Source organism: Acinetobacter sp. GQ146, assembly GCF_059758585.1.
In genome coordinates, this window is the sequence record NZ_JCAXDV010000001.1 from 57,927 (window position 1) to 74,055 (window position 16,129).

Annotated in this window: 13 protein-coding genes and 1 pseudogene; 7 read left to right on the forward strand and 7 right to left on the reverse strand. The window is 44.4% G+C overall.

Features of this window, described 5'->3' with window-relative positions:
- Positions 1 to 42: 42 nt before the first annotated feature.
- From AC6CHI_RS00275 to AC6CHI_RS00290, 4 genes are all read right to left on the reverse strand, one after another.
- On the reverse strand, positions 43 to 243 hold the full coding sequence (locus AC6CHI_RS00275; protein WP_498118998.1) for a type II toxin-antitoxin system Phd/YefM family antitoxin: 201 nt from the start codon (positions 241 to 243) through the stop codon (positions 43 to 45).
- A gap of 687 nt (positions 244 to 930) precedes the next feature.
- The gene (locus tag AC6CHI_RS00280; RefSeq protein ID WP_498118999.1) at positions 931 to 2,247 is read right to left on the reverse strand and encodes an MFS transporter; all 1,317 of its coding nucleotides are present in this window, start codon (positions 2,245 to 2,247) and stop codon (positions 931 to 933) included.
- Between the two features lie 136 nt (positions 2,248 to 2,383).
- Positions 2,384 to 3,148: a class II aldolase/adducin family protein gene (locus tag AC6CHI_RS00285; RefSeq protein WP_498119000.1), complete on the reverse strand. Its 765-nt coding sequence runs from the start codon at positions 3,146 to 3,148 to the stop codon at positions 2,384 to 2,386.
- 12 nt (positions 3,149 to 3,160) lie between these two features.
- Positions 3,161 to 3,766 carry an HD domain-containing protein gene (locus AC6CHI_RS00290; protein ID WP_498119001.1) on the reverse strand — a complete coding sequence of 202 codons (606 nt, stop codon included), beginning with the start codon at positions 3,764 to 3,766 and terminating at the stop codon, positions 3,161 to 3,163.
- A 156-nt stretch (positions 3,767 to 3,922) separates the two neighbouring features.
- On the opposite strand from AC6CHI_RS00290, the gene AC6CHI_RS00295 reads away from it, so the two are divergent.
- Entirely contained in the window at positions 3,923 to 4,846 is a 924-nt protein-coding gene (locus AC6CHI_RS00295) for a LysR family transcriptional regulator (protein ID WP_458891014.1), read from the forward strand.
- A 210-nt stretch (positions 4,847 to 5,056) separates the two neighbouring features.
- On the opposite strand, the gene AC6CHI_RS00300 is transcribed toward AC6CHI_RS00295, so the two are convergent.
- The 3 genes from AC6CHI_RS00300 to AC6CHI_RS00310 form a co-directional block, all read right to left on the reverse strand.
- Entirely contained in the window at positions 5,057 to 6,685 is a 1,629-nt protein-coding gene (locus AC6CHI_RS00300; protein ID WP_458891013.1) for an ABC transporter permease, read from the reverse strand.
- Positions 6,686 to 6,766: 81 nt separating this feature from the next.
- Positions 6,767 to 7,783, reverse strand: a complete 1,017-nt coding sequence (locus AC6CHI_RS00305; RefSeq protein ID WP_458891012.1) for a Fe(3+) ABC transporter substrate-binding protein — start codon at positions 7,781 to 7,783, stop codon at positions 6,767 to 6,769.
- Positions 7,784 to 7,802: 19 nt separating this feature from the next.
- The gene (locus tag AC6CHI_RS00310; RefSeq protein WP_498119002.1) at positions 7,803 to 8,927 is read right to left on the reverse strand and encodes an ABC transporter ATP-binding protein; all 1,125 of its coding nucleotides are present in this window, start codon (positions 8,925 to 8,927) and stop codon (positions 7,803 to 7,805) included.
- A 479-nt stretch (positions 8,928 to 9,406) separates the two neighbouring features.
- Here AC6CHI_RS00310 and AC6CHI_RS00315 point away from each other — a divergent pair, with 479 nt between their 5' ends.
- The 6 genes and pseudogenes from AC6CHI_RS00315 (at position 9,407) to AC6CHI_RS00340 (ending at position 16,087) form a co-directional block, all read left to right on the forward strand.
- Positions 9,407 to 10,339 carry a LysR family transcriptional regulator gene (locus tag AC6CHI_RS00315; RefSeq protein ID WP_498119003.1) on the forward strand — a complete coding sequence of 311 codons (933 nt, stop codon included), beginning with the start codon at positions 9,407 to 9,409 and terminating at the stop codon, positions 10,337 to 10,339.
- Positions 10,340 to 10,437: 98 nt separating this feature from the next.
- Complete coding sequence (tcuA, locus tag AC6CHI_RS00320) at positions 10,438 to 11,838, forward strand: FAD-dependent tricarballylate dehydrogenase TcuA (RefSeq protein ID WP_498119004.1); 1,401 nt, start codon at positions 10,438 to 10,440, stop codon at positions 11,836 to 11,838.
- Positions 11,835 to 12,980: a tricarballylate utilization 4Fe-4S protein TcuB gene (gene tcuB, locus AC6CHI_RS00325; protein ID WP_498119005.1), complete on the forward strand. Its 1,146-nt coding sequence runs from the start codon at positions 11,835 to 11,837 to the stop codon at positions 12,978 to 12,980. Before tcuA ends, tcuB begins: the two co-directional genes overlap by 4 nt.
- A gap of 63 nt (positions 12,981 to 13,043) precedes the next feature.
- Positions 13,044 to 14,073: pseudogene (locus tag AC6CHI_RS00330) on the forward strand (Bug family tripartite tricarboxylate transporter substrate binding protein).
- A gap of 55 nt (positions 14,074 to 14,128) precedes the next feature.
- Positions 14,129 to 14,575 carry a tripartite tricarboxylate transporter TctB family protein gene (locus AC6CHI_RS00335; RefSeq protein ID WP_458891007.1) on the forward strand — a complete coding sequence of 149 codons (447 nt, stop codon included), beginning with the start codon at positions 14,129 to 14,131 and terminating at the stop codon, positions 14,573 to 14,575.
- Between the two features lie 12 nt (positions 14,576 to 14,587).
- Positions 14,588 to 16,087 (forward strand): tripartite tricarboxylate transporter permease, encoded by a 1,500-nt coding sequence (locus tag AC6CHI_RS00340; protein WP_498119006.1) that lies wholly within the window; start codon positions 14,588 to 14,590, stop codon positions 16,085 to 16,087.
- The last annotated feature ends 42 nt before the right edge of the window (positions 16,088 to 16,129 follow it).

The following is a 16,129-nucleotide window of genomic DNA, read 5'->3' on the forward strand; positions in this document are numbered from 1 at the left end:
TTCAAAATATCCTTTAGATTAAAACATGTAACTCATTTGTTATTACGGAAGATCTGTCGTGTGAGATTTAGCGCTGAATTTTTTGTCAAATTCAGCTTTTTTGTACATTTCATAGGATGCTTTACTAATAATTACAGCGGGTTCTCGTCCACGACGAGTAATTTCAACAGGTTGACCTGCGAGTGCTTGATCCATTAACGTAGAAAGTTGTGCGCGTGCATTTGAATAATTCCAACTTTTCATCAGGCTATCCTAGATTAAATTTGACTAAATATAAGTTGTCTCTTATGGGACGTTCAAACGATTTATTCTCAACGCAGGATGATAATTTGGAATGGATAAACACTTGTTATAAATTTTAATTTCTTAGATTTTTTTTAAATAATATTTCAAAAACTGTGTGTAGAAAAAATATATTCCAAAGATGATCTGCTAGGGGGTAAATCCATCTAGCAAAGCATTAGTAATGAGTTGGGCTGAATAGCTACCAAAAATTTAAAAATACTGTTCATTTCTATCTATAAAGTAACTACAAAATCGATAGCTATTCACACAGATACAGTGTCTAAGAACGCATAGCCTAAAACAAAACAGCACCCTCTATTCGATTCCATGGTTTTTCATTATGGATTGCTCAGAATGAAAACCAATATTAGCTTGCCCAAGATTTTCATGCTTTATTGAGCCTGAATCAAATATAACTAATGGGCTTGAAACAGAGGAGGCGTAGAGCCATAAGTTGAGTTATTTTACAAGCTTACACCCGAGTCCTGCTGTTCCTTGCATCATAGAGCTTATAACCAAGTCTGCCGTATCCTTGAGATTTCTTTTTTAAATCTAAATTCATCATACTTTGCAAATCAGCTCTATGTACTTTTCCAATCTACCCATCGATAACCGATCAGGCTCTACTGTTTTTAGTTTCAAAAATTATTGACGTGGAATGCGTACTGTTAGGGCGACCCATAAAGCTGCAATCAGTTGCAACCCACCGATCACCAAAAAGCCAATACTAAAGTTCCCAGTTAACTGACTAAACTTGCCAATCAAAACTGGAGCAAAAAAACCGCCCAGATTTCCAATTGATGCAATCACGCCAATGCCTATAGCTGCTGCCACAGGCGTTAACATTCGAGTCGGGATGGTCCAACTTAATGGTGCGCCAGCTAAAATCCCGATGTGGGCAATACTAAAGCCAATCACTAAGCCGACGACACTGCCTAACTGACTCACAATGACGAGATATCCGATAGCAATCAATGTAAAGCAAGCCGTTAAATGCCAGCGACGCTCCTGAGTTCGATCCGAATGTCGACAGATTAGAAGCATGGCAATTACGCCTAGTAAATTGGGTATAGCGACTAATAAGCCAATTTTAGCATTGGATTCTATTCCAGCTTGGCTAAATAGGGTGGGCATCCAAAACGATATACCATAGCCTCCACAGACCAATAAAAAATAGATCCAGGCACTGCTCCAAGTCCAGAAGTTTAACAGCGCAGCTCTCATTGAGGCTTTCGGGCGTTGTTGATTCCCTAAACTGGCTTTAAGCACCTGTTTTTCGCGTGAACTGAGCCAATTCGCATCCTCAGGTCTATCGGTCAGTAAAAAATAAATACCAGCAGCAATAATTAAGCATGGTAATCCCGTGGTAATCATCAACCATTGCCAGCCCGCTAGACCCGCATAACCATCCAAATACTCGATAATTGCTCCACAAATTGGCCCTCCAATCACACCAGAAACAGCCAGTCCAGCCATAAATAGCGCCATAATTCGGCCACGATGCGAGGCTGGAAACCAATACGTCATGAATAGCACCACGCCTGGAAAAAAGCCTGCTTCTGCAAAACCAATAAAGAATCGAATTACATAAAACTCTTGTGGTGTTGTAACCCAGGCTAAGCTTAAGGTGGCACCTCCCCAGGCAAGCATGATCATCGGCACCCAACGCCGAGCCCCCATGCGTTCCAAAATCATGTTGCTGGGAACTTCGAAAAAGAAGTAGCCAATGAAAAACATCCCTGCACCGATACCGTATGCCACATCATTGAGCCCCAGCGCCTGACTCATCTGTAGCTTGGCAAAAGAAATATTGATTCGATCGATGAAGTTAATCAGATAAGCTAAAAATAGGATAGGGATCAGCCGCCAAGCGACTTTCCGTACAATGTCATCAATTTCCTCAGATAGAATGTCGGGGACGCTTGTGCCACTGAGCGGTTTAGTGGTAACTATTTCATTCATTTTATTGTTCTCTTGAGTATTACTGCTTGGAACTCAATATGCCAAATTCAGTAATTTTTCCTTGTAGATACACGGACCTCGGAGTTTCTGAACCCCAAGGTCTGTATGCCACTTACTCTTATGTTGTATTTTGAAATTAGCTTTTGTAACTCGGATCTAATCGATCCAGTTTACGTAGTAATGCCGGCCAAGCAATTTCGGCACCCATACCACTGGTCGCGGCCTTAAAGACTTGATCTAGACCTTGTCGTATCGTAGGGTTAACCTCAATCAATGCGCCACCAGCTTGCGCATCAATTTGAATCCGACAGGTATTTTCGAAGGTATACATTTTCAAGAAAGCATCGGCGACACTTCGTCCGACGACTAACAGGCCATGATTACGAAGCATAAGATAATCTGCAGTGCCCAAATCGGCTTGCAAGCGAAGTTTTTCATCTTCACGAATCGCAACGCCTTCATAATCGTGGTAAGCCAACGAATCGAGAACAAAAATAGACTGTTGGCTAATCGGTAGAACTCCACATTTTTGCGCACTCACGGCCACACCGCTGCGGGTGTGGGTGTGCAAGACGCAAGCTGCATCTTCTCGGGCAGCATGAATGGCACTATGAATTGTGAAACCAGCTGGGGTGACAGGAAATGGAGAGTCACTTAACTTGTTGCATTCGGCATCCACTCTAATCAAATTAGAAGCGGTAATCTCTTCGAATAACAAACCATAAGGATTAAGTAAGAACTGTTCGGGTTCACCTTTCGCGGTAGGCAACCGCACACTGATGTGAGTAAACACCAAGTCCGTCCAGCCATACAATGCCGTGAGTCGATAGAGTGCAGCAAGTTCTACCCGCAGCTTCCACTCAGCATCGCTGACTTTGCCTTGCAATGATTCGATTTGCATAATTTTCTCAGCCTATACTTTGTCAGCTTGTGTCATATCCATATGCTCTAAGGCAGCTTTATACAAAGTGTTTTTAGGTTTAGAGAAAACCTTACGCAGCATCGGTTCAAAAAACTCCAGCGGAAGGATTTCACCCTGAGGGTCGAATGCAGGATTGTCGTATAAATCGACAAATTCACGCGTGCGTTCATAGTACTGATGCTCTGCGAACATATCGCGCATATTGCGATCCATACCAATAAAATGGAAAAAGTTATTGCCCTGAAAAACGCCATGATTTTGAATCATCCAATGATTCGCTTCACTGACAAAAGGCTTAAGAATTGCCGCTGCAACTTCAGGGTGATTGAACGAACCCAAGGTATCACCAATATCATGTAGCAAAGCGCAGACCACATATTCCTCATCACGGCCATCGCGATAAGCGAAAGTTGCAGTCTGTAAACAATGGCTCATTCGATCAATAGGGAAACCCGCATAATCCCCCTTTAATAGCTGAAGATGCGCCATAATACGGTCAGGCAATTCTTTGCTAAAAGGGCGGAATTCAGCCGCAATAATATCCCAGTCAGCTTGGGTTCCTTGATCCATCCGTGTGAAGCTAGCATGTTTGCTCATTATTCGTTTTCCTTACTCAAATATTTTTTTTCATCCAACAGCGAGGCAAGAAAATTGCTCCTTAGCAACCAGAACCTGATCGTTTCTCCCTGTTGACAACACGCTATCAGTCTCATAAATTCATGTCTAATGCATTATTTACAGGGATCTTATGCATTGAAAGCATCAATCAACCTGAAACAATTGCAACATTTAGCCTTGCTGGCTGAAGAGTTAAATTTTTCGAGAGCTGCCGAACGCGCCAATCTTTCGCAAACGGCTTTTAGCCGAAGTATCCAAGCCCTTGAAACGGAATTTGGCTTACGCTTATTCGATAGAGACACTAGATCTGTGCGCCCAACCCCGGCAGGTCGATATTTAATTGCCAGAGCGGTGAGCCTGTTGGGCAGGGCACGCGATTTAGCCGATGATATTTATTACTTATCTCAGGCTGAACGGGGAGAGTTAAATTTTGGGATTAGCTTACTCGCAATCGATGGGCCACTGCGCCGTGCTTTGATTGATCTGAAGCAACAATGCCCGCACTTGAAACTCCACATAGAAGCCAGTCAAACACCGAACCTGCAAACCCATTTAGAGCAGGAGCGGATCGAGTTTTTTGTTGCCTACCCAGGCGAACTGCAAGAGGATGATCGCTTTGAACTCACGTGGCTTCCTGCTGAACCCGTGTCCATGTATTGTCGACCTGAACACCCCTTATTACAGCAAAATACGCCTCCTGCACCCACACAAATTCCGTCTTATCCGTGGTCGGCTGTTACGATTGATAAATCGCTCTCACCCCGTCTACGTTCCATACTCGGGATGAAGCCCAATCAAGCCCTGCCGATTGGACTGACCTGTGATAATTTGCAAATCCTGCACGACCTGACTCTGAATAGCGACAACATTCTGTTTACTTGGAAATCATGGATAGAGAGCGATAGTAAACTTGTTGATCTGGCTACTGTATTGCAACCCGAGTTACCGACACAGTCGATGCATATTGAATATGCTATTGTGCAATTGGCGGAGCGTTCACTTTCACCGCCCGCACAGCGTTTGGTGAACTTGATTTTGCAGCATGCAGAGATAGCGTGAAACCCCCACGGATTGTTGAAGAGTCCGTTTTATTGAGCTCATGTTTTGCTGTAAAAAATCACGACATACTGCCTAAAATGAGAGAAACAGCAGTTTGCTGCCTGCTTGGTAAAGCAGCGGCAAGGCTTAAACCGAAGCGGTTAAGCCTTGCTCTCGCCTGCATAACGCATCTGTTGCCGCGGCTTGTTGTGTCTGGTGGTATATCTTTATTTATCGCGTATTTTTACTCATCCGAGCCAGTAAAATGACAGGGATGATGCCAACCAATACAATTAATAACGCTGCGATTGCGCCATCTTCATAGGTACCTCGTGAGGCTTCTGCATAGAGCTGTGTGGCTAAGGTTTCCATATTTAACGGTCTTAGTAGCAGGGTGGCAGGCAGTTCTTTCATACAGTCGACAAAAATCAATAATGCAGCCGAGATGATTGCAGGGCGTAATAGGGGTAAATGAACGCGCCATAAAATCCCCAGTTTATTCTGTCCTAGGTTTCGTGCAGCATCATCGAGCACACCATGGATTCGGTTATAGCCAGACTCAATACCACCAATCGAAATCGCTAAAAAGCGCACAGCATAGGCATAGATTAAAGTGAAACTGGTACCTAAAAACAGTAACCCAGTCGAAATTCCAAGTCTGAATTCTAGAAAATCTGCGACGGCATGATCAATGACACCGAGGGAAAGCATCAGCCCGATTGCAAGGACCGTACCCGGAACGGCATAGCCTAAACTTGAAATTCGGCTAAACCAAGTATTGCCACTAAATCGTGCTGAGCTGACAATAAAGAACCCGATCAGAATGGTCACGAATGTCGCAATACTGGCTAAGATCAGGGTATTGATTGAAGATTCTAATAAATAGTCGGACAAACCTGCGTATTGAAAACGTTTATAAGACTCCAGCAACAAATGGCTGAAGGGAATCAGGAATCCGATACAGACGGGAATGAGCCCCAGTCCGAATAAAGTCAGGGCTTTGCTTCCCGTTACAACCTGAGCCGGCATCAGTCTACTGCGTTGAGCCGAGTTCATATAACGCTGCTTACGCCGTCCCAATCGTTCAATGAAGACCAAAAAGCTAATAATCATCAGCATAAAAATGGCAATCTGTGCGGCGCCAGCCAGATCGGATTGGTTCATCCAAGTGGAATAAATGGATAAGGTCAGCGTTTTAATGCCAAGGAACTCGGTTGCCCCGATGTCATTAATGGTTTCCATTAAGACCAGACTGGTGCCGACCGCAATGGCTGGTCGAGCAAGCGGGATGGCAACTCTTAAAAAGACTTGATTGGGTTTCAGGCCCAAGCTACGCGCGACTTCAATCAGACTTGCTGATTGCATTAAAAACATGGCGCGGGTGCTTAAATAGATATAAGGATAAAGCACGAAACTCAATAGAAAAATTCCGCCCCAGACCGACCGGATATTTGGAAACCATAGCTGTTGCATGTCCAAGCCTAGCTGGTCTCGCAACAGACTTTGCACCGGACCTATGGGATGCAGAATATCAATATAACTATAGGCAATAATGTATGTGGGAACGGCAAGCGGTAACAGCAGGGCCCAGTCCAGAAAAGCTCGACCACGAAACTGATAGGCGGTCACAATCCATGCACTGCCCGTACCAATCAGGATGGTCAATACACCCACCCCGACAAGCAGTAGGCCCGTTTCGACTAGCGTAGGGGGAATGACATATTGAATCAGATGCTGCCAAATCTCACTATTACCTTGCAGCGCAGTCCACACTAAAGCAAGGACAGGTAAACAGGCGAGTAGCGTCAATAGTCCACTGAGTGAAAATAAAGAACGATATGCAAATTTCTTGTTGGGCATTGAAGGTAAAAGTCTAATGAGAGATGGAAATAAATCTGATCGTATAGGGAGCAAGATCACTCCCTATACGACAAGCGAGACTTAATGATTGAACTGTACCTTATCAACCAAACGATTGGCTGCTTTGCGGTGTTGGGCAATGTCACTTAAGCGGATCGTATCGACTTTCAGCTTGCCAAAGCTGGCAATAATCGGATCAATTTTAACTCCCGGTTTCACAGGATATTCAAAATCACTTTTCGCATACATGGCTTGAGCATGATCGGATGCTAAGAATTCGAGCAGCTGGACGGCTTCTTTACGGTTCGGTGCATATTTAGAGACCACAGCACCTGAAACATTGACGTGCGTGCCGCCATTTTTAAATTGCGGTAAAACGACATTAATGGCATTGCCCCAACGCTTTTGCTCTGCATCCCCTGTGCGCATGGTGCCAACATAATAGGTGTTTGCTACCCCAATATCACAAATCTTACCGAGAATATCTCGTGCCACGTCGCGATCACCACCACTCGCTGGACGGGCTAAATTCGCTTTCACACCCCGTAACCATTTTTCCGTTTCTTTTTCGCCATGATGGGCAATATAAGCAGCAATTAAACCAGTGTTGTATGGATGACTGCCTGAGCGGATACAGATTTTGCCTTTCCATTTAGGATTTGCCAGATCTTCATAGGAAATCGCCGTCAGCGGGACACGATCTTTGGACACATAAACTGCACGAGCACGCATGGAGAGGGCATACCAGTGTCCATTTGCAGCACGTAAGTTGGCGGGAATAGAACGGTTTAAAACTTTTGAGTCGACGCGTTGGGTCAAACCACTTTCGACCAGATCCACCAAGTTTCCGAAATCTACTGTGAGCATTACATCGGCTGGGGAGCGTGAACCTTCAACTTTCACGCGTTCAAGCAAACCGTCTTTGATAAAGACAGTATTCACTTTCACCCCTGTTTTCTGACTAAAATCTTTTAACAGAGGCTGAATTAAAGCCGGTTCCCGAGTGGTATACAGGTTGACTTCAGCTGCATGTACCCAGCTTCCACTGAAGGCGGCCAGACCAGTTAAAAGAAGATGAATTTTCGATAGTGATTTCATTTCTTATTTCCTACAGAGTTTAAATCTGAACGTCGTGTTCAAGTTGAGAGGTATGAGTTACGCCAGAATGCTCATCGGGCGCAAAGAAAAAACATGCGGCTAAATCTACGGACACATAGACAATTTCATGTTCAGAATATTGCTGTAGGTGATCCACTTGAGCCAATAAGCTAATAGGTTCAGAAACCAGTTGCAGATCTAATTGAGAGGCATGTCCCATAAAGCTGGAGGACATGACTTTGCAGGCAACTGCGCCTGCCACGGGTTCTCGACTCACCCGAACCTGATGCGGGCGGAAATAGCAGGAAATCGACGGTTCAGCCTCAGTCAGGTTGGCTGGAGCTGCGGTCTGACCGAAAAGGGTGGTGATTTGATCGCCCATGCGCTGAGCCGGTATTTCATTCAATGCTGAAAAATAACGTGCGGCAAACAGGGTGGCGGGCTGAAAATACAGTTGCTTTGGTGTGCCAATCTGAAGAATTTGTCCTTGATGCATGAGGATAATTTGATCTGCAATCTGTAAGGCTTCTTCAGGATCATGCGTGACAATCACAGCGGTAGACGCTGTCTGTTTTAAAAGTTCGATGGTGCTTTTACGGATCTGATCACGTAGGCGATGATCTAAATTAGAAAAAGGTTCATCCATCAGCAACACATGAGGATTAGGGGCTAATGCACGCGCTAAGGCAATCCGCTGTTGTTCTCCCCCCGATAAAGTATAAGGATAACTCAGGCGATGATGATGCATAGAGACCAGTTTTAAGGCTTGATCGACAATTTCTTGTTGTTGATTTTTATTGAATTTTTTTAGACCAAACTTCACATTTTCAAGCACGTTGAGGTGCGGGAACAAAGCATAGTCCTGAAAAACCAGACCAATATGACGAGCTTCGGCAGGGAGATGCTGTTCTTCATTCCAGAGAATGGTTTGTTCTAGTTGAATAGCACCGCTCGTAGGCGTTTCCAGACCAGCAATCAAACGTAGCATGGTTGTTTTACCACAACCTGAATGACCCAGTAAGCAAGTGATTTGGCCACGTGTTGCTGACCATGTCGCTTCATGAACAGCAAAACGTGAGCCGAATTTTTTGCTTAGCTGATTGATGATTAAGGCTTTGGCTGAATGTTCTGCGTTGGCATTCATATCGAATTCACGGAGCGATGGGTTGCGTCAAATAATAACTGATAATCTTTCTTATGTAGAGTGTTTTTATCATTTGGAGCATGGGTGGGACGAGTAAATTTCTGACAAGTTGCTAGCGCATAGCATACGGTGCTGTTGTCTAAAAAAAGATTAGACCATCGTTATTTCTACGCGAGATAGAAGTCCATCAGGATCAAGCATTTAAAATAAAAAAATTGTTGTTTTTATTTCGTTCATCTCAAGCAGTGTCATCACAAATCGGGAGGGTTTCGCTATACACTGCAAGAAAAGAACGTCATTTGCATCACTGGGTTTGATATCGCTTCAATCTATGCCTAGTATGCAGCTGCACATCTTTGGGTTTGAACTCAAGTTTTTCAGTGCTTTGAAATTTCAATTCGGCATGCTCGCGCTATTGATCATGACCTTATTTTGAATGATTGGGGGATGATGATGGATATGCCTAAGTAGGGGAAGACATGGAATTAAAGCAGCTCAAGTATTTAGTGACCATTGTTGAATCTGGCAGTTTGGGGAAGGCTGCTCAAAAGCTAGATGTCGGCACCTCGGCTTTAAGCCAGCAAATTGCTAAACTTGAAGATGAACTGTGTACACGTTTATTAAGCCGCTCCTCTACTGGTGTGGTGCCCACGCCGTCAGGATTAGCATTTTTCAAACAGGCGCAACTGGTGCTCAGGCATACACAATATGCCATTGAAGCCGCACATTCTTCTCGTTTAACAGGTCATGTGTGCGTCGGATTTTCTCCAAGTATTGCTTCGGTCTTGGGCGTGCCTTTAATGAAATTAATGTCAAAACGTTATCCTGAGATTAAGGTGCATCTGGTTGAAAGTCTGTCTGGGAATCTGGCAGCCATGGTCAATTCGCGCCAACTGGATATTGCCATTATTTTTACCCAAGATGTTGATCCACACTGGTCTGTCCAGCCTTTGCTGAAAGAACCGATGTTTCTGATGGCACATGCCGACCTACTGCAGCAGCATGGTTTTGCAGACTGTATTCACAACAAACAGATTGAATTTGAAAAAGTGAATCAGCTGCCTTTGGCTTTACCCAGCCAACATCATGGCTTACGCAAGTTTTTAGAGCAAAAAGTTGAACTTTTAAATGTTGAGTTTGAAATAGATGGTCTGCATTTGCTGATGAACTGCGTGCGTCAACTGAAAATGGCAACCATTCAGCCGGGCAGTGCCTATTTTGAGTACTTAAGATCAGATCTGTGCTTCCTCAAAATCATCTCTCCAGAGCTGAATCGAATGAATTATTTGATCAGTATTGCAGAGGAAGAGCTATCACCAGCCAGCCTTGCCACCAAAGTGGCCATCAAGACTTGTATTAAAGACTTAATAAATAAAGATTTATGGCCTAGTGTTGAGCTCTTAGACTTTTAGCCTATTTAGTTTTAGTAAAGACCCATTTAAATCCTCAGCATCACGATGACTGCCTCTTTTGAGTTTTAATTGCTCTAAATTCGAGAGGGAGAAATCGAATGCATGATGTAATAGTGATTGGCGGTGGGAATGCTGCATTGTGTGCAGCGATCACTGCTCGCGAGGCAGGGGCGTCCGTATTACTCGTCGAAGCAGCGCCAAAAGAATGGCGCGGGGGAAATTCACAGCACACACGTAACTTGCGCTGTATGCACGATGCTCCGCAAGATGTGTTGGTGGATGCATATTCAGAAGAAGAATATTGGCAAGACTTACTCAAAGTCACTGCGGGTAAAACCAATGAACATTTAGCGCGTCTGGTGATTCGAACTACAGCGAATTGCCGTGACTGGATGCGTCAGCACGGAGTGAACTTTCAGCCGCCTTTATCGGGTGCTCTCCATGTTGCGCGAACCAATGCTTTCTTCATGGGCGGAGGCAAGGCGCTGGTCAATGCCTATTTCAGAAGCGCGAAAAATCTTGGGGTTGAAATCCGTTATAACACCAAGATTACCGAATTGATGATTGAAGATGGCAAATTCATTGCCGCCATTGCCGCAGATGGCACTCGTTTTGAAGGTGCATCTTGTGTTCTCGCCGCAGGCGGCTTTGAATCTAATCGTGAATGGTTAAAACAAGCTTGGGGTCAAAACGCAAATGGTGAATGGCCCGCGGATAACTTCATTATTCGTGGCACTCGTTTTAATCAGGGCAACTTGCTGAAATTCATGATGGATAAAGGGGCCGATATTATTGGTGATCCGTCGCAGTCACATTGTGTGGCAGTGGATGCCCGTGCTCCTTTGTATGATGGCGGTATTTGTACCCGAATTGACTGCGTGTCTTTAGGTATTGTGGTCAATAAAAATGCCGAGCGCTTTTATGATGAGGGTGAGGATTTCTGGCCCAAACGTTATGCCATTTGGGGACGCCTGGTCGCGCAGCAGCCAAATCAAATTGCTTATTCAATTATCGATTCAAAATCGGTGGGTAAATTTATGCCACCGGTTTTTGAGGGGACGCAAGCCAACAGCATTGAAGAACTCGCCCAAAAGTTAAATTTAGATGTGGCGACCTTATCCAAAACGGTAAGGGACTATAACCATGCTTGTGTAGCAGGCGAGTTTAACCACACGGTACTGGACAATTGTCATACCGAAAATTTAAGCCCTGCCAAAACACATTGGGCCGTTCCACTCGATCAACCCCCTTATTATGCCTATGCCTTAAGACCCGGAATTACTTTTACCTATTTAGGTCTGAAAGTTGAAGATGATGCGGCCGTCCGTTTTAACGATGTCGCAAGTCCAAATTTATATGTGGCAGGTGAAATGATGGCAGGAAATGTACTCGGTCAGGGTTATACCGCGGGTGTGGGGATGTCGATAGGCACTACCTTTGGACGTATTGCCGGTAAGAATGCTGCAGCAGCGGCATTGAAGCAGGGAGCTTTAACATGAACTCCAATGTCAAAAATTTAATTCCTGTCGTGCAACTGACTGAAAATGAGCAGCAAGTGAAGCAAGCCTTACAGATTTGTAATGCCTGCCGGTACTGTGAAACTTTCTGTGCGGTGTTTCCAGCCATGACCAAGCGCTTGGAATTTACGCAGGCCGACATTCACTATATGGCCAACTTATGCCACAACTGCGGGGCATGTTTACATGCCTGCCAATATGCACCGCCACATGAATTTGGCGTGAATATTCCACAAGCGATGGCTCAAGTGCGCTTGGAAACCTATCAGCAGTTTGCTGTGCCAGCCTCTTTTGGCGCGATTTATAAAAAAACTGGTATTGCTTTGGTCTCGGGCATGACGCTGAGCTTCTTCCTGCTCATGTTGGCTGGGGTATGGCTCAATGGCACTAACCTCTTTGCTGAATACCAAGGTGATTTTTATGCGATTTTCCCGCATAACTTTTTAGCAGTGCTCTTTGGTTCAGTCTTTATCACGGCGATTGTGCTGCTAGGTTTGGGAGTAGCCAAGTTTTGGAAGCAAACCTCAACCATTATTCCAGAAGGTGTGGCACAGCCAGACATTTTGCAAGCCTCTAAAAATGTATTGACCCTTAAATATCTCGATGGAGGACACGGTAAAGGCTGTAATGAAGAAGATGACCGTTATACCCAAATTCGTCGCATGTTTCACCATTGCACCATGTACGGATTCTTATTGTGTTTTTTGGCCACAACTGTCGCGACCTTCTATCACTACTTCCTTGCTTTAGAAGCACCGTATGCCTATACCAGTTTGCCTGTCATTTTAGGCACTTTAGGGGGGATTGGCTTGGTTGTTGGACCATTAGGTCTGCTCTACCTGAATATCAAACGCCATCCACTACATGGCGATGCCGAACAAAAGCCAATGGATCGCGGTTTTATCTTCTTATTGCTGTTAATCAGTGTTACGGGGCTCGCACTACTGGCATTCCGTGACAGTTCTGCAATGGCACTCTTACTGATCATACATTTGGCGACGGTCATGACCTTCTTCTTGACCATCCCTTTTGGCAAGTTTGCCCATGGTTTTTACCGCAGTGCAGCATTACTGAAGTTTGCAGTGGAAGAGCGGATGGCAAAGCATAAGCGCAAAGCAAAATAAGATTTTTAACCCGGATCGCACCATGGAGGGCGATGAGGGTTAAGGGTAAAAAACTCGAAAGAGATGAATAGAGTAAAGGCGTTATAAGGATGTATTTGAAATGAAAAATTTAAAATTACTCGCATTAGCATGTGTTGGATTGAGCATGGTGGGCTGTGGTTCAGGCAATGCTTCTAAAGCGGCTGGTGAGCCTAAACGTCCAGAGTGTATCGCCCCAGCCAAGCCTGGTGGTGGTTTTGACATGACTTGTAAACTGATCCAGTCTGGTTTTAAACAAACAGAACAGCTCAAAGACCCGATTCGTGTCACCTATATGCCTGGAGGGGTGGGGGCTGTTGCCTATAATAAGATTGTAAACAATGATCCTGCGAACAATGATGCCGTGGTTGCATTTTCGACGGGTTCACTCTTGAACTTGGCACAAGGAAAATTTGGGCACTTCAGTGAAAAAGATGTGAAATGGTTGTCTGGGGTCGCCGTGGATTATGGTTTGGTTTCGGTACATAAAGACTCACCACTGAAAAACCTTGATGACCTCATGAAAGCCCTCCGAGAAAATCCGAAAGCGATTAGTTTTGGTGGTGCAGGAAGTGTCGGTGGTCAAGACTGGATGCAAACTGCAATGTTGGCAAAAAAAGCTGGCATTAGTCCTACCGACTTGAGATTTGTTGCACTTGAAGGTGGAGGTGAGGTTCTGACTTCATTGCTGGGGCAGCATATTCAAGTTGGTGTCGGCAATGTCAGTGAGGTCGGCTCACACTTAGAATCTGGTGATATTCGTGTTTTGGCCGTATTTGCAGACAAGCGCTTAGATGGGAAGTTCTCACAGCTACGTACTGCCAAAGAGCAGGGCTATGACATTGAATGGCCAGTCATTCGTGGTTTCTATATGGGGCCAAAAGTTAGTGATGAAGCCTATGGCTGGTGGAAAAACGCCTTCGATAAAATGATGGCTGACCAGAAATATGAAGCAATACGTAACAACCAAGATCTGCTCCCATTTCAGATGACAGGTGAAGAACTGACTGCCTATGTATATAAGCAGACTGAAGAAATGCGCAAATTGTCGCAAGAATATAAATTATCAAAATAGCAAATAGACTGAGTTGAGAAATTATTGCTCAACTCAGTTTTTGTTTTGAGGATAGATGATGAAATCTGAACGGATTCTTACCGCCATTATTGCAGTGTGTGGATTATTTTTGCTGATCTATGCAAGCAATTTTGAAGCGCCAATTTCCTACGATCCAGTGGGACCTAAAGCCTTTCCGATTCTATTAATGGGCTTAATTACAGCGAGTGCCGTATATCTGACAGTACGCCCAGCCATTATGTTTGAACCAGTGGAGTTGCATTGGACTAAACATCTGCTTGGTAAGTTAGTGTTGTGTACGGTCGCTTTAACTCTGTACGCATTAATTTTTGAATGGCTAGGCTTTATTGTTGCCACGCTGTTGATGACGGTTGCAGTGGGCAAACTTTTCCATGGCAAAACCGTACCAGTTTTGGTTACAGGCTTGGTGCTGAGCATTAGTACCTATTATATGTTTGACCGTTTCTTGGATGTGCCATTACCACTTGGATTTTTTGGTTAAGGATGACCTGATATGGACGTATTAAGTTTTTTAATGACAGGTTTCGAGGTTGCCTTACAACCGCAGAATCTCCTAATTGCCTTTGTCGGTGCATTTATTGGAACGATTGTTGGTTTATTGCCAGGTTTAGGTCCTATTAATGGTGTGGCAATTTTATTGCCGTTTGCCTATGCCCTAGGTCTACCAGTCGATAGTGCATTAATTTTATTGGCAGCAGTCTATTTGGGTTGTGAATATGGAGGACGTATTTCAGCGATTCTCTTAAACGTACCTGGGGATGCTGGGGCCATTATGACCACCTTAGACGGTTATCCATTGGCACAGCAAGGCAAGGCAGGTATTGCACTGTCTTTATCTTCGGTCAGCTCTTTTATTGGCAGTACGATCGCTTTTATTGGCATTGTCTTGTTTGCTCCAATCTTGGCGAAATGGGCAATCGCGTTTGGTCCAGCTGAATATTTTGCCTTAATGGTGTTTGCAATTGTATGTTTAACCGGTTTGGTCAGTACGCAGCCCTTTAAAACTCTGATTATGGCTTTAATGGGCTTGGCTCTTTCGACAGTGGGGATGGATGCCATTACTGGTGTTTATCGTTTTACCTTTAACAGTGTGGGCTTAAGTGATGGAATTGCCTTTACCACTTTGGTGATCGGATTATTCAGTGTAAGTGAAATCTTATTACTGCTTGAACGAACCACGATTGGTAAAGTCGCGATGGAGCAGGGCAAACGTTCACTATTCAATCTAAAAGAATTGCTCAGTTCATTAGCGACCATTATCCGTGGTGCATTGATTGGTTTCTTCTCAGGAATTTTACCTGGTGCAGGTGCAACCGTTGCAAGTGCCATGGCTTATACCACTGAACGGAAGATGGCAAGCGACAATAGCAAGTTCGGTAAAGGTGATCTGCGTGGTCTTGCTGCACCTGAAAGTGCCAATAACGCAGCAGCGTGTGGTTCATTTGTCCCGATGTTGACTTTGGGGGTGCCGGGTTCAGGTACAACTGCGGTCATGATGGGCGCTTTGCTCATGTACAACATTACTCCAGGTCCTCAATTATTTGCTCAGGAACCCGTATTGGTGTGGTCACTGATTGCATCGTTGATGGTCGGTAACATTATTCTGCTGGTATTGAACTTGCCATTGGTAGGCTTCTTTGCCCGCATGCTAAGTATTCCTAATTATATTCTGATTCCGATTATTGCCAGTGTCAGCTTTGTTGGGGTGTACGCCATTCACACCAATATCTTTGACTTGCTGCTCTGCATGGGCTTGGGCGTGTTTGGATATATTCTAAGAAAATTTGATTTCCCATTGGCACCGTTAATTCTTGGCTTCGTTCTTGGACAGTTGATGGAATCTAATTTACGTCGTGCCTTGTCTATTTCTCAAGGCGAACTCAACATTTTGTGGAGCAGTAACATCAGTATGGGCCTCTGGATCATGTCGGGATTGTTACTGATCTTGCCAATCGTGCGTAAATACTTGTACATCAAAAAACAAACAGCTTAACAGGATGGCAATAATGGTCGGCATCTGTTGACGATTATTGCT